Here is a 20,422-nt window from a genome sequence, read left to right as displayed (position 1 = left end):
GTGATGTGACGGAATCGTGCGTGAGCATGACCGGCAGGCGAAGCTCCCGTGGCACATTCCTCCCCACCCTCACCCGGTCCGTGAGAAGAACCCTGCTGCCGGCATGGGCTCTCCTGGCGGGTGCCTCGCTCGCCGCCGGCTGCGGCATCGTCCCCGGTGCCACGGGGGGCTCCGGGGGCGGTTCCGTCACCGTGATGACGTGGGCGCCGGAGAACACCCGGGCGACCAACAAGCCCGGCATGCCCGCCATGGCCCGCGCCTACGCCCGCTGGGTGAACTCCCACGGCGGTATCGCCGGCCGCAAGCTCAACGTCCTGACCTGCAACGAAGGCAACGACAGCGTGGCCGCGGCGAAGTGCGCCCGGCGCGCCGTCAAGGAGAACGCGGTCGCCGTCGTGGGCTCGTACAGCCAGTACAGCGACTCCTTCTTCCCGCCCCTGGAGAGCGCCGGCATCCCGTACATCGGCGGCTACGGCGTCACCACCACCGAGTTCACCCGCGCCCTGTCCTACCCCGTCAACGGCGGCCAGCCCGCCCTGCTGGCCGGTCTGGGCAAGGAGCTCGCCGCGCACTGCGGCCCGGTGACGCTGGTACGGCCCGACACCATCGCGGGCGACGAGCTGCCCGGACTGCTCAACGCGGGACTGCGGGCCGGCGGCCACGAACCGGCCCACGACCAGCGGGCCGCCGAGGACGCCACCGAGTACCTGGACCAGGCCGATCTGGCGCTGCGGCAGGCGAGCGCCGACCCGGCGCGGACGGGCTGCGTGATCCCCGCCCTCGGGGAGCGCACGAACATCTTCATGGACTCCTTCCGCCGCGCGCGCGACACCTATCCGCAGGTGCGCACCGCCGCCGTGCTCGGCAGCGTCGACCAGACCGTGATCGACGCCGGCGGCGGGCGGTCCGGCCCGTACGAGGGGTCGTACCTCACCGGCTGGTACCCGGTGGCGAGCGACTCGCGCTGGGACGGGATGAAGAAGGTGATCAACGAGGCGGCCTTCGGCGACAACCGCGTCGATCCCGAGGACGCCGGAGTGCAGACCACGTGGATCGCCTACACGGTGCTCCGGGCCGTCCTCGAACAGATCGGCGACGGGGAGGTGAGCGCCTCCTCCGTGCGGCGCGCCCTCGACGGCGGGCTGGAGGTCCGCACCGGCGGGCTGACCCCGCCGCTGCGGTGGCGCCACTCCGACCTGCTCGCCGCCACCGGTCTCGCCCGCCTCACCAACGCCGACGTGTCCCTTCAGACGGTGCGGCAGGGCCGGCTGGTGCCGGCCACGAAGGGATTCGTCAACGTGGCGAAGACGCTCGAGGACGCCGGCTGAGCCGCAGCGCGCCGGCCGGCTCCTACAGCTGGGTCGGCTGGCGCTGGGTGAGGCCGTACGTCTTCGCGATCGTGTTCCACAGCTGGGCGGCCTTGGCCTTCTCCGCGGTGGCGACGCCGCTCTCGCGGTTGCCGGCCCTGGTCTCACCCGTGTCCCGGGCGTGGCCCTTCTTGCACACCTTCTTGCCGTGGGCCTGGTCGGCCCAGGCCGCGTAGTGCAGGTCGGCCGACTCCGAGGCCTTCCAGGCCTTGTTGAGGGCCGCCGTCAGCTCGGCGTGGGCGGGGAGCTGGTCGACGGACAGCTGTCCCAGGCGGGTGACCAGGCCCTTGCGCTGCTCGGCCGCGCTGCGCAGGTCGGAGGCCGCCTGGCCGAGGTTGTCGCAGTTCCTGACGTCGGCCACCGCCTTGATCACGGAGGCGCGGCTGCTGCCGCTGTCGGCCAGCAGCTTGTCCAGCTCGACCGCCTGCGCCCGGGCCGGGTCGGCGGCGGGCGAGGGGGAGGCGTCCTCGGTGACGGGCGCGGTGGCCGCGACGGTGGTGTTCTTGTCGCCGCTGTCGCCGTCCCCGTCGCCGCCGCTGAGCAGCGCCCCGGCGCCGATGCCGAGGACGGCGATCCCGACGCCCACGGCCGCGATCACCGGCACCCGCGAGCCGGTGCGCCGGCCTCCCCGGCCGCCGTCGCCGTCGTACCCGCCGGGCGGGGCGGACACGGGCCGGGCCTGGGGCTGGTCGGGCGGACCCTTCTGGAGCAGGGGCAGCTGCTGGGTCGCCGGGGCCGCGCCACCGGCGTCGCTGCGGAAGAGGTTGTCGAACTCGGCGGGCGTCTGCCGCCCGCCCCCCTGGGCGTCCACGGGCGCGATGAACTGCGTCGCCTCGGCGTCGGGGTGGTGACCGGGCGCGGCGCCCTGGGGTATCTGGCCCGGGTACGGGGCCGGCCCGCCGCCGGACGCCTCCGGCGGCAGGGCACCCGGCCCCACCGGCGGGATGAACTGTGTCGCCCCCTCGTCCACCGCCGCGCCTGTCACGGGCGGCAGGAACTGGGTGGCCCCTTCGGCCGCGGATCCACCGGGGACCGGCGGGATGAACTGCGTCGCTCCCTCGTCGCCGCCCGGCATCCCGTGCGGCACGGAGTGGCCGGGGGCGCCGTACGGGTCGGCGCCGGCGGGCGGCAGCCCGTGCGCCGCGCCCTGCGGCACGGAGTGGCCGGAGGCGCCGTAGGGGTCGCCACCGGCGGGCGGCAGCCCGTGCCCGGGGTGCGCGGGGGCGCCGTAGGGGTCGGTGCCGGGCTGCTGGTACGGCGGGGTGCCGTGGGACGGGGCGTTCTCCGGGGGCAGGGGGCCCGCGCCCGGGTGCTGGGGGGCCTGGCCCTGCGCGTCCCACTGGCCCTGCTGCTGGTACGGCTCCGGAGAGCCCCAGCCCTGCTGCCAGCCCTGGTCCTGCTGCGGGGGCTGCTGCTGGCCGGGGCCCCACGGCTGGCCCCAGGCCTGACCGCCGGCCGGGGCCGCCGCCGGGGCCTGACCGCCCGGCCGCACTCCGGCCGGATGGCCGCCCGAACCGCCGGTCATGCCCGGCAGCAAGGGCTCACCGCCGTCGGAGGGCAGCACGATGCCTTCGTGCGCGGGTCGCGCCGAGGGCTCCTCGCCCTGTCCACTCTGCGTCACCGGGACTCCTACGAATGGGGGACCTTCGGAATCGTCGGCTCACGCTACCGGGTCCCCCGAGCCCCGTGCCACGCAGCAGGGGACGAGACCTCCTTCCCTGTGACGGCAGTAACAAAACCCGCCCCCGGCACGCTGTTCATGTCCCGGGTCTCACGAAGAACACGAGAAGGGAGAACACGAGCGCGCGGTCACGCCGCCACCCGCGTCTCCAGCCGTGCCCCGAACTCCCTTACCACCGGCTCGTCCTGGAACGGCTCCAGGCGCTGCTGGAAGTCCTCCAGGTACTCCGCGCCCCGGTTGGACCGCAGCGTCCGCAGCAGCTCCACCGCCTTCAGGCCGGTGCTGCAAGCCTGTTCGACCTCCCGCTGCTGCACCTGCGCTGTGGCGAGCAGCACATAGCCGATGGCCCGCCGCCGCGCCCGCGACGCGGGATGCCCGGCCAGCGACTCCTCCGCCGCCCGCGCCGCCGCCTCCGCCTGCCCCAGGTCCCGGTGGCAGTGCGCCAACTCGTCGGCGAGATACGCCTCGTCGAAGTGCGCGATCCACGCCGGGTCGTCCCCGGAGTGCGGCTGAGCGGCCTCCAGCGCGCTCACCGCCCGCCCGGCGGACAGCTGGGCCGCCCGCGCGTCGCCCATGAGCGCGTGCCCGCGCGCCTCGGCCGCGTGGAACATCGCCTCCGCGCGCGGCGTCACACGACCGCGCGCGCCCTCCTGCGCCGCCCGCGCCAACTGGGCGATCTCCCGCGGGTTGCCGAGCTGCGCGGCGAGATGGCTCATGGAGGCGGCCAGCACATAGCCGCCGTAGCCGCGGTCCCCGGCCGCCTGGGCGAGCCGCAGCGCCTGGATGTAGTACCGCTGGGCCAGGCCCGGTTGGCCGGTGTCGACGGCCATGTACCCGGCCAGCTCGGTGAGTCGGGCGACCTCGGCGAACAGATCGCGGCCCACCGCCTCCCGGTAGGAGCCGGCGAGCAGCCCGGAGACGACGCTGTTGAGGTAGTGCACGACCACCGGGCGCACATGCCCGCTGCCGTGGCTGTGGTCCAGGTCGACCAGCGCCTGCGTCATGGCCCGTACGGCGGCCACGTCGGACTGGCCCACCCGCGACCCCGCCGCCCGCGCCACCTGCGGGTCCGGCGCGGAGATCAGCCAGTCACGGCTCGGCTCGACCAGCGCGGAGGCGGCGACGGCGGAGCCGGACAGGAAGTCCCGGCGGCCCACGTCGCTGCGCCACAGCTCGCAGACCTGCTCGATGGCTCCGAGCACCGTCGGCGAGAACTGGAGACCCACGCCCGAGGCGAGGTTCTTGCCGTTGGCCATGCCGATCTCGTCGATCGTGACCGTACGGCCGAGCTTGCGGCCGAGCGCCTCGGCGATGATCGCCGGGGCCCGTCCGCGCGGTTGCTGTCCGCGCAGCCAGCGTGCCACCGACGTCTTGTCGTAGCGCAGATCGAGACCGTGCTCGGCGCCGCACATGTTGACCCTGCGGGCCAGCCCGGCGTTCGAGCAGCCCGCTTCCTGGATGAGCGCCTGCAGCCGTTCGTTCGGCTGCCGCGCGACGAGAGGCCTGGCGGCCATGGCGTTAACCCCCTGAAGCTGCGGTGCCTGCCCGCGCACCGAGTTGACGGCTCTTGCGCGGCCGGACGCGATCCGCGCCCCGGCGGAGAACTCCGGCCGTGAAGATCGATGCCCCGTGGACATACCGAAAATGCGGGACATGTGAGGATTGCCGGGGTGAAGGCGAATGCCGCCCCCCACCGAACTACCCAGCCGCCGCCGGAGATCCTCCTGCGCGCCCCCACACATGCACCCATGCGCCCCGGGCACCGAGGGGGTGCTCCTCCCCGGCGCGTCCGACCACCAGACCCGCCCGTAACTCCAGGTGGGCGCGGCAGTTGAGTGGGGCGTGGAAGAGAAGATCGCGGGCGCGGAAGCCGCATGGAGCGCCGGTCGGGCGGCCGGTCACATTCCCCAGCAGCGCGGGGAGTCGCTGCTGGAGACAGCCGTTCGCTACACCGAGGAACGCCACTGGGACGTGTTCCCCGGCACCTGGCTGGTGGCGGTCGGCGGGGTGCAGCGCTGCTCCTGCGGGGACCCCCGGTGCACTGCGCCCGGCGCGCATCCGGTGCACGAGGGATGGGCGTCCCTGGCGACCGGCAGCGCGAGCGTGGCGCGCCGGATGTGGGAGCAGCAGCCGACGGCGTCGGTCCTGCTGCCCACGGGCCGTACGTTCGACGCGGTCTCCGTGCCGGAGACGGCCGGGTTCCTCGCGCTGGCCCGGCTGGAGCGGATGCGGTCGGCGCTGGGCCCGGTGATCCTGACCCCCGAGCGGCGGATGCAGTTCTTCGTGCTGCCGGGCACGTCCGTGAAACTGCCGGACCTCGTACGGAAGCTGGGCTGGTCGCCGGCCTCGCTCGACCTGGCCGCCCTCGGAGAAGGCGCGTACGTGGTGGCGCCGCCCACGCGGTACGGCGCGCGGGCGGTGCAGTGGGCCTGCCGGCCGACGCCGGCGAATCGCTGGCTGCCGGACGTCGGCGAACTGGTCCCGCCGCTGGCGTACGCGTGCGGCAGGGACCGGTAGCCGTTCCGGTACGCGCTCCCCGGCATCCGCCGGTCCCGCATGGCGGCCCGCCCCGGGCCCAGGCCCGGCGGAGCTGCAGATCAGCGCGGTCCCGCACCCCTCGGGCAGGGTGTTCCCCCGTAGGGTTCGTGCTGACGGAGGGAGCAGTCGCAGTGGGTACAAGCGCCGTACGTGTGCAGGGGCTCTGGAAGCGGTTCGGGCAGCAGGTCGCCGTCGCCGGGATCGATCTCGAACTGCCCGCCGGGAAGTTCATCGGGCTGGTCGGGCCCAACGGGGCCGGGAAGACCACCACGCTCTCCATGGTGACCGGGCTGCTCCGGCCCGACCAGGGCACCGTCGAGGTCGTCGGGCACGACGTGTGGCGGGACCCGGTGGCGGTGAAGGCGCGGATCGGCGTGCTGCCCGAGGGGCTGCGGCTCTTCGAGCGGCTGTCGGGCCGCGAACTGCTGTCGTACTCCGGGCGGTTGCGCGGGCTGCCGGGGGAGGAGGTGGACCGGCGGGCCACGCAGCTGCTGGACGTGCTGGACCTCGCCGGCGCCCAGCACAAGCTCGTCGTCGACTACTCGACCGGCATGCGCAAGAAGATAGGGCTCGCCTCCGCCCTTCTCCACAACCCGGAAGTCCTCTTCCTCGACGAGCCGTTCGAGGGCGTCGACCCGGTGTCCGCGCAGACCATCCGCGGCGTCCTGGAGCGGTACACAGGCTCCGGCGCCACCGTCGTGTTCTCCTCGCACGTCATGGAACTGGTCGAGTCCCTGTGCGACTGGGTGGCCGTGATGGCCGCCGGCCGCATCCGGGCCCAGGGCACCCTCGCCGAGGTGCGCGGCGACGCTCCCACCCTTCAGCAGGCCTTCCTCGAACTCGTCGGCGCGCGGAGCCGGGACGCCGGTTCCGACCTGGACTGGCTGGGCGGCGGTGCCCGGTGAGCGCCGGCACCCGGGCCCCCTCGATCACGCCCGTCGTCGTACGCCTGAAGCTGTCGCTGCTGCGCAACGGGCTCCGGCAGTCCGCCGGGCGGCGTGCCGCGTTCATCGCCTCGGCCGTCGTCGCGCTGCTGTTCGCCGCGTTGCAGATGACCGGCCTGATCGCGCTGCGCGACCATGCGCACATCGCCTCCGTGGCCGTCCTGGGCGTGGCCGTGCTGGCGCTGGGCTGGGCCGTGATGCCGCTGTTCTTCCCGAGCGGCGACGAGACCCTCGACCCGACCCGCCTGGTGATGCTGCCGCTGCGACCGCGGCCGCTGGTCGGCGCGCTGCTCGCGGCGTCCCTGGTCGGCATCGGGCCGCTGTTCACGGTGCTGCTGCTGGTGGGCTGTGTGATCTCGGTGGCGCGCGGGGCGGCCGCGTCCGTCGTCGCGGTCCTCGCCCTCGTCCTCACGCTGCTGGTGTGCGTGGCCCTCGCGCGGGCCGTGGCGACCGCCAACATCCGGCTGCTGACCAGCCGCAAGGGACGGGACCTCGCGGTCCTCAGCGGACTGGTCATCGCGATCGGGGCGCAGGTCGTCAACTTCGGCATGCAGCGCCTGGGCTCGGCGGGCCTGGGCCGGCTCGACCCGGTGGCGGACGTGCTGCGGTGGCTGCCGCCCGCCTCGGCGGTGGGCGCGGTGGACTCGGCGAGCAGGGGCTCCTACGGCGTCGCGGTGGCCCAGCTCGCGCTGACCGCGGCCGCCCTGGCCGCCCTGCTGGCGGTGTGGGCGCGCAGCCTGACCGGGCTGATGACCTCGCCCGACTCCTCGACCCTGCAGGCCGTCGACGCTCCCGCGCGCGGTCGGGCCCGGGAGGGCGGCGGCCTGGCGCGGTGGCTGCCGGCCGGCCGCACCGGCACCGTCATGGAGCGCAGCCTGCGCTACGTCTGGCGCGATCCGAAGACCAAGGCGGCCTGGGTGACCTCGCTGGCCATCGGGTTGATCGTGCCGGTGTTCAACGCGGTCCAGGGCACCGGCTCGCCGTACTTCGCCTGCTTCGCCGCGGGCATGCTCGGCATCCAGATGTACAACCAGTTCGGCCAGGACACCTCCGCGTTCTGGCTGGTCGCGCTGACAATCTCGGCCCCGCGGGACGCCTACGCCGAGCTGCGCGCGCGGGCGCTGGCCCTGCTGCTGATCACCCTGCCGTACGCGACCCTGGTCACGGTGCTGACGACGGGCCTGCTCGGCGAGTGGCGCCGGCTGCCGGAGGTGCTCGGCCTGTCCTTCGCCCTGCTCGGCGCGATGCTGGCGACCGGAGCGTGGACGTCGGCCCGCTTCCCGTACTCCATCCCGCAGGAGGGCCACAAGAACGTGGCCCCCGGTCAGGCCGGACTCGCCTTCGTCTCCATCTTCGGCGGCATGGTCGCGGCGGCCCTGCTGTGCGCGCCGTTCATCGTCCTCGTCATCTGGTCGAACGTCAGCGCCACCGGCGACAGCTGGAGCCCGCTGCTGCTGCCGGTGGGCGCGGCGTACGGGGCGGGGGTCACCCTGCTGGGCCTGCGCCTGGCGGCTCCGCGCACGGCGGCCCGGCTGCCGGAGATCCTCACGGCGGTCAGCAAGGGCTGAGGCGCGGGCCGCTCAGCGCAGGCGCGCGGTCACCACGTGGACGGTGAAGCCGCACGGGACCCGCCCGTCCGGCCCGGCGAGCCCGGCCGCCTCCCGCACGAAGCTCTCCCGCAGCCGGGAGACGGCGGCCGGGTCGAGCGGTCCGACGTCGTAGATGCCGGAAAGAGCCGCCCAGACCTGGTCCACCGGTCCGCTCAGGTCGATCGGGACGGTCTCCCGGTCCGGAGCGCCGAAGCCGGCCGGCTCCAGGATCGCGCCGAGCCCCTCGTGGCTGCGGGTCCTGCGGTCCCCCAGCGGCGGAATGCGCTGCTCGACCGGCGCCCGCCGGACGGCGGCCCTCAGCAGGTCGCTGAACAGCTCGTACGCCTCCCCGCCGAGAGGACCGCCGCCGACCACGCAGGCCAGGAGGCCGCCGGGCGACAGGACCCGGGCCGTCTCCGCCGCCACCCGGTCGACGTCGCCCATCAGCATCAGCGCCATGTGGCAGACGCAGGCGTCGAAGACCCCGTCGGTGAAGGGCAACCCCTGCGCCCTGGCCTGGGCCAGCGCGGTGGCGCGCAGGGACGGGCGGCGCCGGGCCAGGGCCAGCGCCTCGGGCGAGAGGTCCACGCCGGCGAGCCGCCGCCCCTCGGTGCGGGCCAGCAGGTCCAGCAGTACGCCGTCGCCGCAGCCGAGGTCCAGAACCCGCCGGGCTCCGGCCACCCGGTCGCTCAGGATCTCGTAGCTGGAGCGCCCGTCGGGCGCCCGCCCGGCGAGGAAGGCGTCCGCGGTGACCGCCGGGCGCTCGGCGTGGAAGGCCTTCAGGAACGCCTCCTGGACGGCCGTCGGCACGGCGGGGGACGTGGGAGCGGCGCTCATCCCGTGAGCACCGCCTCCAGGAACGGCTCGATGGCCGTGCGCCAGGCCTCCGGCTGGTCGTAGTGGACGAGGTGACCGGCGTCGGCCACCTCCGCGTACTCTCCGCGCGGCAGGACGCGGACCATCTCCTGGGCCTCGGCCCGGCCGAGTTCGCCGTCCAGGCCGCGGACCACGAGGGCCGGGCAGCGGACCTGGGCCAGCTCCTCCCAGTGGGCGTCGTACACCCAGGCCTCGCGGGAGGTCAGCATCTGCTGCGGTTCGAAGACGGGACGCCAGCCGTCCGCGCTCTCGTGCATGACCTCGGCGTAGAACTCGCCGCGTGCCGGGTTCGGGCGCTCCACCCAGGGATCGTCCTCGCCGAACCACTTCCGTACGTCGGCGAGGGCGGCGAACGGCACCGGCCAGGCCCGGAACCAGTCCTCCCACTCCCGCTGGGAGGCGGCGCCGAGCGCGGAGGCCCGCATGTCGCAGATGATCACGGCGCGCACCAGGTCGGGGCGGCGGGCGGCGAGCTGCCAGGCGGTCAGCGCGCCCATCGCGTGCCCGATGACGACGGCCGGGCCGAGCCCGAGCTGTTCGAGGGCGGCCTCGGCGTCCTCCACGTAGGCCTCACGGCCGTAGGCGGCCTGCGGCAGCTTCTCGCTCTGACCGTGCCCGCGCTGGTCGAGGGCCACGGCGCGGTGCCGCCCGGAGAGCCAGCGGGCGGTGGCGGCCCAGTGCGAGGCACGGCCCATGAGGCCGTGCAGTAACAGCACTCCGTCGGTCCGGTCGGGTCCGACGCCGGACCCGACCGGTGTCCGCTCCCGCACCTGCCCCGGCACGGCCTTCGGGGGCTCGGCGAACTCCCAGGCCGCGAGCCGTACACCGCCCGACCCGGTCACGTCGATGCGCCGCACCATTGGTCCTGGCACCCCCCTGGAACCGTGTTCAGCTTCCTCATGCCGTCGTGCACATTCTGGAGCGCGGGCCCCGGGGGCCCTTATGCGCAGACACTCAGACTATCGAATACTTATTCGAAAATTGTGTCTCCGTCACCAACACCCCTCGTTCGAGTGACACCTGGTCAGGATTGATCGCCGCCCCCCTGGGGAGATCTTCAACGGGAGGCGGACCACTCGGGGAAAAGGGGTCCGAGGGGAACGACCCTGAGAGCTCGGGGCTCCGGGTCGTTGAAGGGGAGGACGGGCCCCGGCGCCGCACGGCGCCGGGGCTCTCCCCACATCTCCGCCACATTCTCCCCCACCCCTTCAAGCCCTATGCCTCTCGCGACAGCCTCGCACGCCCGGCGCCCGCGCGCTGCGCTTCGACGCGCTGACCCACGGACGGGGGACGGGCGGCCCGGACCGGCGGCCCGTTCAGCGCTTGGCGACGAAGACGTGGGAGGCGACCTCCGCGTCCAGCTCCGCCGCCTCGCCGCTGCTGCCGACCAGCACACCGCCCGCCGACTCCGTCACGCTGACCACCGAGCCGGGCTGCACGCCCGCGCGGCGCAGCGTGTACATCAGCTGCGCGTCCGTCTGGATCGGCTCGCCGATCCGGCGGACGACCACCGTCTTGCCGTCGGCCCCCGGGTCCAGGTCGGCCAGCGACACCATCCCCTCGTCCAGGAACGGGTCGGCGCCGTCCTTCTCGCCCAGCTCCTCCAGGCCCGGGATCGGGTTGCCGTACGGCGACTCGGTCGGGTGCCGCAGCAGCTCCAGCACCCTGCGCTCGACGGCCTCGCTCATCACGTGCTCCCAGCGGCAGGCCTCGGCGTGCACCTGCTCCCACTCCAGGCCGATCACGTCGACCAGCAGGCACTCGGCGAGCCGGTGCTTGCGCATCACGCGCGTGGCCAGCCGGCGGCCCTCGCCCGTGAGCTCCAGATGCCGGTCGCTGGCCACCGAGACAAGTCCGTCGCGCTCCATGCGCGCGACCGTCTGGCTCACCGTCGGCCCGCTCTGGTCCAGGCGCTCCGCGATCCGGGCGCGCATGGGGACGACGCCTTCCTCCTCCAGCTCGAGGATGGTGCGGAGATACATCTCCGTGGTGTCGATCAGTCCGGACATACGTGCCCCTCGATTACCTCGGCCGGAGGCCCGGCGGCTCCCCGGCGCGTGCGCTGGCCCTGGAGTCAATTCTGACGCATCCCACTGACAACCGGGCGGCCCGCGCGAAACGCAGACGACCCGCGAGCTGGGTCCCTCCGCCTCGGCGGAGGAGCCGGCCGGACGTACCGGCAGCTCGCGGGTCGGGTGACTGCTTGAAATTGGGCCGGCCGCACGTCTCTGTCACGCGCTGGTCCGGCACCGCACAGGGTGGGGTGACGGGCCGCTAGCCCGCAGCCACCTCACGCGTCCGGGTCTCACTCATCTACCGGATCACCTCCCTTCGTGTGTGCACAACACCCTAGGAAGCGGACCGGCGATACTCAACAGGTTTTTTTCACGGGACGCGTGTGCCGTCGCGGCGGGGCCGCCCCCGTGCGGTCAGGCGCGGCCGTCCCTCGCCAGGAGCGCCAGGTCCAGGCCCGCGGCGATGCGTGCGGCCACGTCCTCGGCGTAGGCCGCGTCGGCGCGCTCGAAGGGGGTGCGGCCGGAGCCGCGCAGGAAGGTCACGACGCCGAGGGTGCGGCCGCGGCTGCGCAGCACCGCGCACAGGGCGTGCACGGCCTCGCCCGGCCACTGCCGGGCCTCGGCCCACTCACGCGCCCGGTCGGCGGGTACGGCCCCGGCGGAGGCCCGTACGGAGCCGACGCGGTCGACGCACTGGAGGGCGGGGTGTCCCGTCCCGTAGCGGACCGGCAGCCCGGCCTGCCCGGTGAGCAGGCTGGGCCCGGGGCCGCCGGAGGGGGTGGCCGCGACGCGGACCAGCCGGACCGGGGCCGCCGTCTCGTGGTCGGCCGGGGCGCTGCCGCCCGCCACACGGTCGATCAGGGCGTGGTCGGCGAAACCGGCGAGGGCGAAGTCGAGGTGGACGGTGGCGGCCTCGGCCGGGTCCTCGCACTCGGCGGCGGCGTGGGCGGCCCGGTGCAGCTGGTTGGTGCGGAACCGCAGCATCGCGGCCTCCTGCTCGCCCTGCTTGGCCTCGGTGACGTCGGCGAAGAGCCAGGCGACGCCGAGCGGTACCGGTTCCTCGGCGAGCGGGGAGGAGAGCCGGACGAATCCGCTGCGCCAGCAGCGCCGCCGGTCGCCCTCCGGGGTGCGTACGCCCACCCAGAACTCGGCGGGGGCGGGCGGGGCGCCCTCGGCCAGGACGTGGGTGAGCGCGCTCTCCAGTTCCTCCAGGCCCTGGGTGAGCAGTTCGCCGAGCGGCCGGCCCAGGGCGGCGGTGCGGCCGGTGCCGAGGGCCTGGGCGGCGTAGGCGTTGACGACGGCGGGCCGCAGGTCGGCGTCGACGAGGACGACCCCCCAGAAGGCGTCCTCGAGCAGGGCCTCGCTGAGCGCGATGGAGCGCTCCAGGTCGATCTGCGCGTGCACCTCGCTGAAGGCGCAGTACAGGCCGGCGGGCTTGCCGTCGGGTCCGTGCACGGCCGCGGACTGGGTCCGCACCAGGACGCGGCCGCCGTCCTTGGTGAGCAGCGCGAACTCGTGCACCTGGCGTCCGGGGGCGTGCATGGCGGACATCAGCCGCCCCTCGACCTCCTCGGCGTCCGCGCTGCGCACGGCCCAGCCGGCGAAGCCCTGCCGTCCGACGGCCTCGGCGGCGGTCCAGCCCAGGATGCGCTCGGCCTCGCGGTTCCAGTGGGTGAGGACGCCGTCGGCGTCGAAGGCGCACAGAGCCGCGTCCATGCCGTCGAGGAGGGCGGCCAGCAGGTCGGAGCCGCCGTGGGTGTCGAAGCCTCGCGGACCGTCCCGCTCCGGCTCGGGCTCGTCCGGCCCCAGCTCGTCGGTGGTCCCACTACGCCGGGAAGCACTCACCTGGACCCCCTGCAGGCTGCGTCCGCACGTACGGCGCGTCGTTTCGCTCACTGCCCATCATTCAACTGGAACGTGACCCAGCACACACCGGGTTCCCAGAACATTGAAGGAATTGCCGTCCGGGGAAATTCCCGTGTGCCGGGATCGACGCCGTGGACGCGCGCGTGCGGTCCGGGTCGGCCGAGGGCCGGGCCAGCCCGATCGGTGCGCGGCGTGCGGTCCGGGCCGGGCCGGGCCAGCCCGATCGGTACGCGGCGTGCGGTCCGGGTCAGTGCCGGTAGAAGATCCGGTCGGCGTACCGGTCGAAGATCAGGCCGTTCCACTCGTGGCCGCCGTCGACGTTGCCGGAGCGCAGCAGCGGGGGCTCGATGCCGCGGTCGGCGAGGACGCCGGCGGTGGTGGCCATGACCGCCTGGAGGAGGGCGGAGGTGACGACGGTGGAGGCGGGGGCGAAGGGGGCCGCGACGGTGTCGAGGGTGAGTTCGGCGTCGCCGACCGCGATCTTGGAGTCGAGGACGATGTCGCAGTGGTCCTTCAGGAACGTCCCCGAGGCGTGCCGGGAGGTGGTCCCGGTCGCGTAGGCCACCGAGGTCACGCCGATGACCCGCACGCCGAGGGCGCGGGCGTGCGCGGCCATCTCCACGGGCAGGGCGTTGCGCCCGGACAGCGAGATGACGATCAGGGCGTCGCCGGAGCGGAGGGGGGAGCTGTCCAGGACCACGGTGGCGAGGCCGTCGACGCGTTCCAGGGCGGAGCCGAGGGTCGCGGGCACGACGTCGACGCCGACGGTGCCGGGCACGGCGAGCAGGTTCATCAGGGCCAGGCCGCCGGCCCGGTAGACGAGGTCCTGGGCGGCGAGGGAGGAGTGGCCGGCGCCGAAGGCGAACAGGCGGCCGCCGGCGGCCACGGTGTCGGCGAGAAGTGTCCCGGCGGCCGCGATCCGCTCGGCCTCCTCGTCCCGGACCCGCTGGAGCAGGCCGATGGCGGCGTCGAGGAACTGGCCGGCCGGCGTGCGGTCGCTCATGCGAGGTCCGTCCCTTCGGGGCGACTGTGTGTCGCGGATCACGGTGAGGTCTGGACCAGAGCCATGTCAATACGGCGCCCGCGACCGGGGTGCGTCAGGGGCTCAGCCGCTCCACGCGCCAGCCGCCGTCCGGCTCGGCGACGTACCGCAGGCGGTCGTGCAGGCGGTTCTCGCGGCCCTGCCAGAACTCCACCGACCGCGGGGCGACCCGGAAGCCGCCCCAGTGCGGCGGTACGGGCACCTGCTCGCCCTCGGGGTAGCGGGCGGCCAGGTCGGCGTAGGAGGCGTCGAGTTCCGCGCGGCCGGCGATCACCGTGGACTGGGCACTGGCCCAGGCGCCGAGCTGGGAGCCGTGCGGGCGGGTGCGGAAGTAGGCGGCGGTCTCGTCGCGGCCGGTGCGGCGGGCCACGCCCTGGACGATGACCTGGCGGGCCATGGGGTGCCAGGGGAAGAGCAGGGAGACGTACGGGTTCCCGGCGAGGTCGCGGCCCTTGCGGGAGCCGTAGTTGGTGTAGAAGACGAAGCCCTGCTCGTCGAAGGACTTCAGCAGCACCGTGCGGGAGCTGGGCCGGCCGTCGGTGTCCGCGGTGGAGACGATCATGGCGTTGGGCTCGAACAGCCGGGCCTCGGTCGCGGCCTGCTGGAACCAGTGGGCGAACTGGGCGACGGGGGTGGCGGCCAGGTCGGCCTCGGTCAGCCCCTCGGCCCGGTAGTGCATGCGCATGGAGGCGAGGTCGAAGGGGGCGGTTTCACCGGCTTCTCGGTCGGTCACGCGGTCATCTTGCCGTATCCACCTGGCGCCTTCGCGGGGTACCCTCGCCCTCCACCACGGTCCCGGGTGGCACTGAGTGCCGCTCCACTCCCCTTTTGTGGCACTCGGGGTTATGGTGCTGCTGTCGCTCCAATGGGGTGACAGCCGGCCGCACGGGGCATCACAGGGATGCCCACTGGGATGCCCGCCATGGACCGCGAGTCACGGGACGCGACCGTGGATCCGCCGGCGGACGGCCCGATTCCCGACGTCCCTCACCTGATCGCCGTCCCAGTCGCCCCCTCGTCACAGCCGTCACAGCCGTCACACCTTCACAGTCGCCACACCGTCCCAGTAGCCCCAGTCGTCCCTGTCGCACCGCCTGTCGCACAGACCACAAGGAGCCGCCTGATGTCCGACTTCGTACCCGGTCTCGAAGGAGTCGTCGCGTTCGAGACGGAGATCGCCGAACCGGACAAGGAGGGCGGCGCCCTTCGGTACCGGGGTGTCGACATCGAGGAACTCGTCGGTCAGGTCTCCTTCGGCAACGTCTGGGGGCTGCTGGTCGACGGCGCCTTCGATCCGGGCCTGCCGCCCGCCGAGCCGTTCCCGATCCCCGTGCACTCCGGGGACATCCGCGTGGACGTCCAGTCGGCGCTGGCCATGCTCGCCCCGGTGTGGGGCCTCAAACCGCTGCTGGACATCGACGTGGAGCAGGCGCGCGACAATCTGGCGCGGGCCGCCGTCATGGCGCTGTCGTACGTCGCCCAGTCGGCGCGCGGGCAGGGCGTGCCGATGGTGCCGCAGCGGGAGATCGACAAGGCCCGCTCCATCACCGAGCGGTTCATGATCCGCTGGCGGGGCGAGCCGGATCCCAAGCACGTGGCGGCCGTCGACGCGTACTGGACGTCCGCCGCCGAGCACGGCATGAACGCCTCCACGTTCACCGCCCGCGTCATCGCCTCCACCGGCGCCGACGTGGCGGCCGCCCTGTCGGGCGCGGTGGGCGCCATGTCCGGCCCGCTGCACGGCGGCGCGCCCTCCCGGGTCCTGGGCATGATCGAGGAGATCGAGCGGACCGGGGACGCGGAGGGCTACGTCAAGAACGCCCTGGACCGCGGTGAGCGGCTGATGGGGTTCGGCCACCGGGTGTACCGGGCCGAGGACCCACGCGCGCGCGTGCTGCGCCGTACCGCCCGGGAGCTCGGCGCCCCGCGGTACGAGGTCGCCGAGGCCCTGGAGAAGGCCGCCCTGGAGGAGCTGCACAGCCGCCGTCCGGACCGGGTGCTGGCCACGAACGTCGAGTTCTGGGCGGCGATCATGCTGGACTTCGCCCAGGTGCCGGCGCACATGTTCACGTCGATGTTCACGTGCGCGCGTACCGCGGGCTGGTCCGCGCACATCCTGGAGCAGAAGCGCACCGGCCGGCTGGTGCGCCCCTCCGCCCGTTACGTCGGTCCCGGTCCGCGCAGCCCGCGGGAGATCGCGGGCTACGACGGCATCGCGCGCTGACCGGGCGCTTCACCGCACCCGGTCGGCGCTTTCGGCGGCACAACCGGCGTCACGCGGGGCTCAGCAGCTCCGCGTGATGCCGCTGGGCGACCAGTGGGTGGGCGCGCAGCTTGCCCTTGAGCTCGTTCAAGCCGTACTCCGCGAACAGCGGGTTGCCGGGGTCGTCCGTGACGCCGGGCGCGGTGGAGGCGTGCGGGAAGGGCAGCGGGGCGATGCGGGCGTCCAGGCGCGGGTTGTAGAAGAAGGGCACCGAGAACCGCTCGGTGGCGCCGGGCGGGGAGACGACCCGGTGGTTGGTGGCCACGAGGTAGCCGTTGGTGGCGACCTCCAGCAGCTCTCCGAGGTTGACGACGAACGCGCCCTCGATCGGCGGCACGTCGTGGAAGAGCCCGTCCGCGCGCTGCACCTGGAGCCCGCCGATCCGGTCCTGGAGCAGCAGGGTGAGGAAGCCGTAGTCCTTGTGGGCGCCGACGCCCTGGTCGGTGCCGTCGCCGGCGCTGCCGGGGTAGCGGACGAGCTTGAGGTGCGGGTGCGCGTGCGCGCCGAAGACCGGGTCGTAGAAGTCGGCGGGCGCGCCGATGGCGCTGAGCAGTTCGTGCAGCAGCCTGCGGGCGACGGCGCCGAGCCGGTCGATCCAGGCGAGCGCGGCGGTGCGCAGCTCGGGCAGGGGGGCCGGCCACTGGTTGGGGCCCTGGAGCCACCAGTACGCGGGCTCGCCCGGCCCGGGGACGCGGGCGGGCCGCTCGGCGCCTATGTCGAGCTGGTCGCGCCAGTCCCGGGCACCGCCGGTGAGCTCGTCCCCGGTGCGCGTGTAGCCGCGGAAGTGGGGCGAGTTGACGTTGTCCAGGGCGAGGCGGTCGGCCTCGGGGAGCCGGAAGAAGGCGTGCATCGCGTCGAGCAGCGCGTCGGTCTCGGCCCGGGTGACGCCGTGCCCGACGAGTTGGAAGAAGCCCACGTCGTGGGCGGCGCCGTGCAACTGCTCGTGCAGCAGCGCCCGTTCACGCGGACCGCGGTCGGCCGCGGCGAGGTCGATGATGGGGAGCTGGTCGTACGACGGGGTCGTCGCCGTGTTCGTCATGGGTCACGTCCGCAGGGTGTACGGGTCCCGGCCGCCGCCATGGGTGGGCGCGCGGCGCGGGTGCCGGATGAGAGGAACCGCGTGAGAGGTGCGGGCGATCGGGTCGCCGCGGAAAGGGCCGGGGTCAGGCGGAGCGCCGACAGCCCATGCTCGTGACGCGCACGTAGTCCACGTGGCGGCGTCGCACGAGCAGCAGAAGCATGCGCACAGGGTACTGCGGGGCGGGCGACACGGGTGTGGTCCGGTTCACGCGGTCGCCGGCCCGCGGCCCAGCCCCTCCTCCAGCAGGGCCGCCCACTGGGCCACCACGCGTTCGCGGCGGGCGGTGTCGTCGGTGAGGAGGTTGGCGAGGCCGAGGCCGCGGGCCATGTCGAGGAAGCCCTGGACGGTTTCGCGGGTGCCGGGGCGGGCCTCGTCCGCGCCCAGCAACTCGACCGCTATGCGGTGTGTCTCGCGGCCCACATGGGCCTCCAACTCGGTGACGCGGGAGCGCAGTTGGTCCTCGCTGGAGGCGGCCACCCACAGATGGAGCGCGGCCCGGAAGAGTGGCCCGGTGAAGAGGTCGACGAGGGCGCCGACCACGGCTCGCCGGTCGCCGGCCGCGCCCTCGGGGAACAGGGCGCGCAGGGCGGTGGAGCGTTCCTCGGCCACGTACTCGACGGCGGCGGTGAACAGGTCCTCGCGGGTGGGGAAATGGTGCTGGGCGGCGCCGCGGGAGACGCCGGCGCGTTCGGCGACCACCGAGACCGTGGACCCGGCCCAGCCGTGTTCGGCGAGGCAGGCCACGGCGGCCTGGAGGAGCCGCTGCCGGGTGGCCCGGCTGCGGTCCTGCTTGGGGGCGCGTTCCGCGCGGTCGTGTGTGGTCACACCGCCCATTCCGGATCCCGTCGTTCGAGGAAGGCCGTCATGCCCTCGCGCGCCTGCGCGGAGGAGAACAGCCGGGCCGAGAGCGCGGTCAGGCCGGCCGCGTCCCGGTCGAAGGCTTCCAGCACCCTAGCCGTGAGCAGCCGTTTCGTCTCGGCCAGAGCCTGGGGGGAGGAGCGGCGCAGACCGTCGAGGATCGGCTCAAGTACGGCGTCGGCGTCGTCCCCGGCCGCCGTCACCAGCCCGGCCCTGACCGCCTCGGCCGCGTCGAACCGTTCCCCGGTGAGGCAGTGGCGGGCCAGCGCGCGCGGGTCGGCTCGGGGCAGCAGCGGCAGCGAGATGACCGCGGGGGCCACCCCGATGCGCACCTCGGTGAACGCGAAGGTGGCCTGGTTCGAGGCGATCGCGACGTCGCAGGCCGCGAGCAGACCGAGGCCGCCCGCGCGGACGTGTCCGGTGACCCGGGCGACGACCGGCTTGGGCAGTTCGACGATCTGCCGCAGCAGGGCGACCAGCGCGTCGGGCCGGGGAGGGTCGCGCAGGTCGGCGCCCGCGCTGAAGGTGTTGCCGGTGTGGGTGAGGACGACGGCGCGCACGGCGGCGTCCTCGGCGCAGTCGGCGAGGGCGGCGGCGAGTTCCCCGACGAGCGCCGCCGACAGGGCGTTGCGGTTGCCCGGCGAGTCGAGGCTGAGGGTCTCGACGGCACGCGCGCGCGTGCGTGCGATCGTCGTCACGGCCGCTCCCCCGCTTCCCGCGGCTGTTCGGGCCCCTGGTCCCGCAGCCGCCGCCGCAGGATCTTCCCGGAGGCGGCGCGGGGCACCGCGTCGAGGAAGGTGACGTGCCGGACGCGCTTGTAGGGGGCGACGCGTTCGGCGACGTACAGCATCACCTCCGCTTCCGACGGGCCGTCGGCGGACGGCCGGCGCACCACGTACGCGTGCGGTGTCTCGTTGCCGTCGGCGTCGTGCACACCGATGACGGCGGCGTCGGCTATGCCCGGGTGGGTCAGCAGCAGGGCCTCCAGTTCGGCGGGCGCCACCTGGAAGCCCTTGTACTTGATCAGTTCCTTGACCCGGTCGACGACGAACAGCCAGCCGTCGCCGTCCACGTACCCGACGTCGCCGGTGTGCAGCCAGCCGTCGGGGTCGATCATCGCGGCGGTGGCGTCGGGCCGGTCCAGGTAGCCCTTCATCACCTGGGGCCCGCGGATCAGGATCTCGCCCGGCTCGCCGGTGCCGAGGTCCTTGTCCGGGTCGGCGAGGGAGACGACGCGCATCTCGGTGCCGGCGATGAGCCGGCCGACCGTGCCGGGGGGCGCGTCGTGCATGGCGTCCAGCGGGACGACGTGGGTGCCCGGGGACAGTTCGGTCATGCCGTAGGCCTGGCCCACCGGTGGGAGGCCGAGCCGGCGGGAGCAGGCCGCCGCCAGCCGGGCGTCGAGCGGGGCCGCCGCGCTGACGACGTACTTCAGCGACGACAGGTCGTAGCCCGCGACGGCCGGGTGCTTGGCGAGGGCGAGCACGATCGGCGGGGCCACGTACAGGCCGGTGATGCGGTGGTCCTGGATGGCCGCGAGGAAGGTCTCCAGCTCGAAGCGGGGCAGCACGACGACGGTGGCGCCCTGGCGCAGGGGCGCGTTCATCAGGGCGGTGAGCCCGTAGATGTGGAAGAAGGGCAGCACGGCGAGGATCCGGTCGCCGGGCCCTGCCGTGATCGCCGGTTCGAGCTGGGCGAGGTTGGTGGCGATCTGCCGGTGGGTGAGCATCACGCCCTTGGGGGTGCCGGTCGTCCCCGACGAGTACGGCAGCGCCGCGACGTCCTCGGCCGGGTCGATGTCCACGGCCGGTTCGGGAGCGGCGCCCGCGAGCATGTCGCGGAGCGAGCGGTGCCCGGGGACGCTGTCGCAGACGAATATCTCCTCCACCCCGCCCGCCAGTTCGGCCGCCCGCCGGGCCGCCGCGAGCAGCGGTGAGACGGTGACGATCCAGCGGGCCGCCGAGTCCTTCAGCTGCTTGGCGAACTCCTCCGGCGTGGCGAGCGGGTGGGAGGTGGTGACCGAGGCACCCGCGCGCGTGGCGGCGTAGAAGGCCACGGGGAACAGGACCGTGTTCGGGCTGTGCAGGGCTAGGACGTCGCCCTTGCGCACGCCGGCCTCGGCGAACGCGGCGGCGACCCGCCGGTGGAAGCGGTCCACCTGGTCGTACGTGAGAGTGGTGCCGTCCGTGCCGTCGATCAGCGCGGGGGCCCCGCCGAACCGGGCGGCTCGGCCCAGGACGGCCTCGTGGATGGGCAGTTCCACGGCCGGGACGTCTGCGTACTCGCTGCGGAACACGGTTCC

17 protein-coding genes are annotated in these 20,422 nt (G+C 74.1%); 5 read left to right on the top strand and 12 right to left on the bottom strand.

Features of this window, described 5'->3' with window-relative positions; genetic code table 11:
• The first annotated feature begins 26 nt into the window (after positions 1-26).
• Positions 27-1,328 (top strand): ABC transporter substrate-binding protein, encoded by a 1,302-nt coding sequence (locus ACWC91_RS13045; protein WP_450643897.1) that lies wholly within the window; start codon positions 27-29, stop codon positions 1,326-1,328.
• Positions 1,329-1,350: 22 nt separating this feature from the next.
• Here the strand turns inward: ACWC91_RS13045 and ACWC91_RS13040 are convergent, their stop codons facing one another.
• Positions 1,351-2,988 carry a hypothetical protein gene (locus ACWC91_RS13040; RefSeq protein WP_450725895.1) on the bottom strand — a complete coding sequence of 546 codons (1,638 nt, stop codon included), beginning with the start codon at positions 2,986-2,988 and terminating at the stop codon, positions 1,351-1,353.
• Between the two features lie 188 nt (positions 2,989-3,176).
• On the bottom strand, positions 3,177-4,562 hold the full coding sequence (locus ACWC91_RS13035; RefSeq protein ID WP_225074647.1) for a transcriptional regulator: 1,386 nt from the start codon (positions 4,560-4,562) through the stop codon (positions 3,177-3,179).
• 328 nt (positions 4,563-4,890) lie between these two features.
• Here ACWC91_RS13035 and ACWC91_RS13030 point away from each other — a divergent pair, with 328 nt between their 5' ends.
• The 3 genes from ACWC91_RS13030 (at position 4,891) to ACWC91_RS13020 (ending at position 8,098) form a co-directional block, all read left to right on the top strand.
• Positions 4,891-5,565 carry a bifunctional DNA primase/polymerase gene (locus tag ACWC91_RS13030; protein ID WP_225074646.1) on the top strand — a complete coding sequence of 225 codons (675 nt, stop codon included), beginning with the start codon at positions 4,891-4,893 and terminating at the stop codon, positions 5,563-5,565.
• A 131-nt stretch (positions 5,566-5,696) separates the two neighbouring features.
• Positions 5,697-6,491, top strand: coding sequence for an ABC transporter ATP-binding protein (locus ACWC91_RS13025; RefSeq protein ID WP_450640364.1), 795 nt, complete (start codon positions 5,697-5,699; stop codon positions 6,489-6,491).
• The gene (locus ACWC91_RS13020; protein WP_450640360.1) at positions 6,488-8,098 is read left to right on the top strand and encodes a transporter; all 1,611 of its coding nucleotides are present in this window, start codon (positions 6,488-6,490) and stop codon (positions 8,096-8,098) included. The genes ACWC91_RS13025 and ACWC91_RS13020 overlap by 4 nt, the downstream gene beginning before the upstream one ends.
• A 12-nt stretch (positions 8,099-8,110) precedes the next feature.
• Here ACWC91_RS13020 and ACWC91_RS13015 read toward each other — a convergent pair whose 3' ends face one another.
• The 6 genes from ACWC91_RS13015 to pdxH form a co-directional block, all read right to left on the bottom strand.
• Complete coding sequence (locus ACWC91_RS13015; RefSeq protein WP_450640359.1) at positions 8,111-8,956, bottom strand: class I SAM-dependent methyltransferase; 846 nt, start codon at positions 8,954-8,956, stop codon at positions 8,111-8,113.
• Positions 8,953-9,855 carry an alpha/beta fold hydrolase gene (locus ACWC91_RS13010; RefSeq protein WP_225074643.1) on the bottom strand — a complete coding sequence of 301 codons (903 nt, stop codon included), beginning with the start codon at positions 9,853-9,855 and terminating at the stop codon, positions 8,953-8,955. Before ACWC91_RS13010 ends, ACWC91_RS13015 begins: the two co-directional genes overlap by 4 nt.
• Before the next feature lie 456 nt (positions 9,856-10,311).
• Positions 10,312-11,004 carry a metal-dependent transcriptional regulator gene (locus tag ACWC91_RS13005; protein WP_225074642.1) on the bottom strand — a complete coding sequence of 231 codons (693 nt, stop codon included), beginning with the start codon at positions 11,002-11,004 and terminating at the stop codon, positions 10,312-10,314.
• A 420-nt stretch (positions 11,005-11,424) separates the two neighbouring features.
• Positions 11,425-12,855: a PAS domain-containing protein gene (locus ACWC91_RS13000; RefSeq protein WP_450640358.1), complete on the bottom strand. Its 1,431-nt coding sequence runs from the start codon at positions 12,853-12,855 to the stop codon at positions 11,425-11,427.
• A gap of 268 nt (positions 12,856-13,123) precedes the next feature.
• The gene (locus ACWC91_RS12995) at positions 13,124-13,879 is read right to left on the bottom strand and encodes an SIS domain-containing protein (RefSeq protein WP_225074640.1); all 756 of its coding nucleotides are present in this window, start codon (positions 13,877-13,879) and stop codon (positions 13,124-13,126) included.
• A 94-nt stretch (positions 13,880-13,973) separates the two neighbouring features.
• A complete protein-coding gene (pdxH, locus tag ACWC91_RS12990; protein WP_225074639.1) occupies positions 13,974-14,651 on the bottom strand; it encodes a pyridoxamine 5'-phosphate oxidase in 678 nt (225 codons plus the stop codon).
• Positions 14,652-15,041: 390 nt separating this feature from the next.
• Between pdxH and ACWC91_RS12985 the strand changes: the two genes are divergently transcribed.
• Positions 15,042-16,142 (top strand): citrate synthase 2, encoded by a 1,101-nt coding sequence (locus tag ACWC91_RS12985; RefSeq protein WP_141360206.1) that lies wholly within the window; start codon positions 15,042-15,044, stop codon positions 16,140-16,142.
• Between the two features lie 49 nt (positions 16,143-16,191).
• Here the strand turns inward: ACWC91_RS12985 and ACWC91_RS12980 are convergent, their stop codons facing one another.
• From ACWC91_RS12980 to ACWC91_RS12965, 4 genes are all read right to left on the bottom strand, one after another.
• Entirely contained in the window at positions 16,192-17,220 is a 1,029-nt protein-coding gene (locus tag ACWC91_RS12980) for an isopenicillin N synthase family dioxygenase (RefSeq protein WP_281154136.1), read from the bottom strand.
• 246 nt (positions 17,221-17,466) lie between these two features.
• The gene (locus ACWC91_RS12975; RefSeq protein ID WP_281154137.1) at positions 17,467-18,096 is read right to left on the bottom strand and encodes a TetR/AcrR family transcriptional regulator; all 630 of its coding nucleotides are present in this window, start codon (positions 18,094-18,096) and stop codon (positions 17,467-17,469) included.
• Positions 18,084-18,818: an enoyl-CoA hydratase family protein gene (locus tag ACWC91_RS12970; RefSeq protein ID WP_225074636.1), complete on the bottom strand. Its 735-nt coding sequence runs from the start codon at positions 18,816-18,818 to the stop codon at positions 18,084-18,086. The genes ACWC91_RS12975 and ACWC91_RS12970 overlap by 13 nt, the downstream gene beginning before the upstream one ends.
• Entirely contained in the window at positions 18,815-20,416 is a 1,602-nt protein-coding gene (locus tag ACWC91_RS12965; RefSeq protein ID WP_225074635.1) for a 4-coumarate--CoA ligase family protein, read from the bottom strand. The genes ACWC91_RS12970 and ACWC91_RS12965 overlap by 4 nt, the downstream gene beginning before the upstream one ends.
• Positions 20,417-20,422 lie beyond the last annotated feature (6 nt).

It is taken from the genome of Streptomyces sp. NPDC001204, from assembly GCF_053598035.1.
The sequence above is the reverse complement of the archived record's forward strand: the minus strand, read 5'-3'. Positions and strand labels throughout refer to the sequence as shown.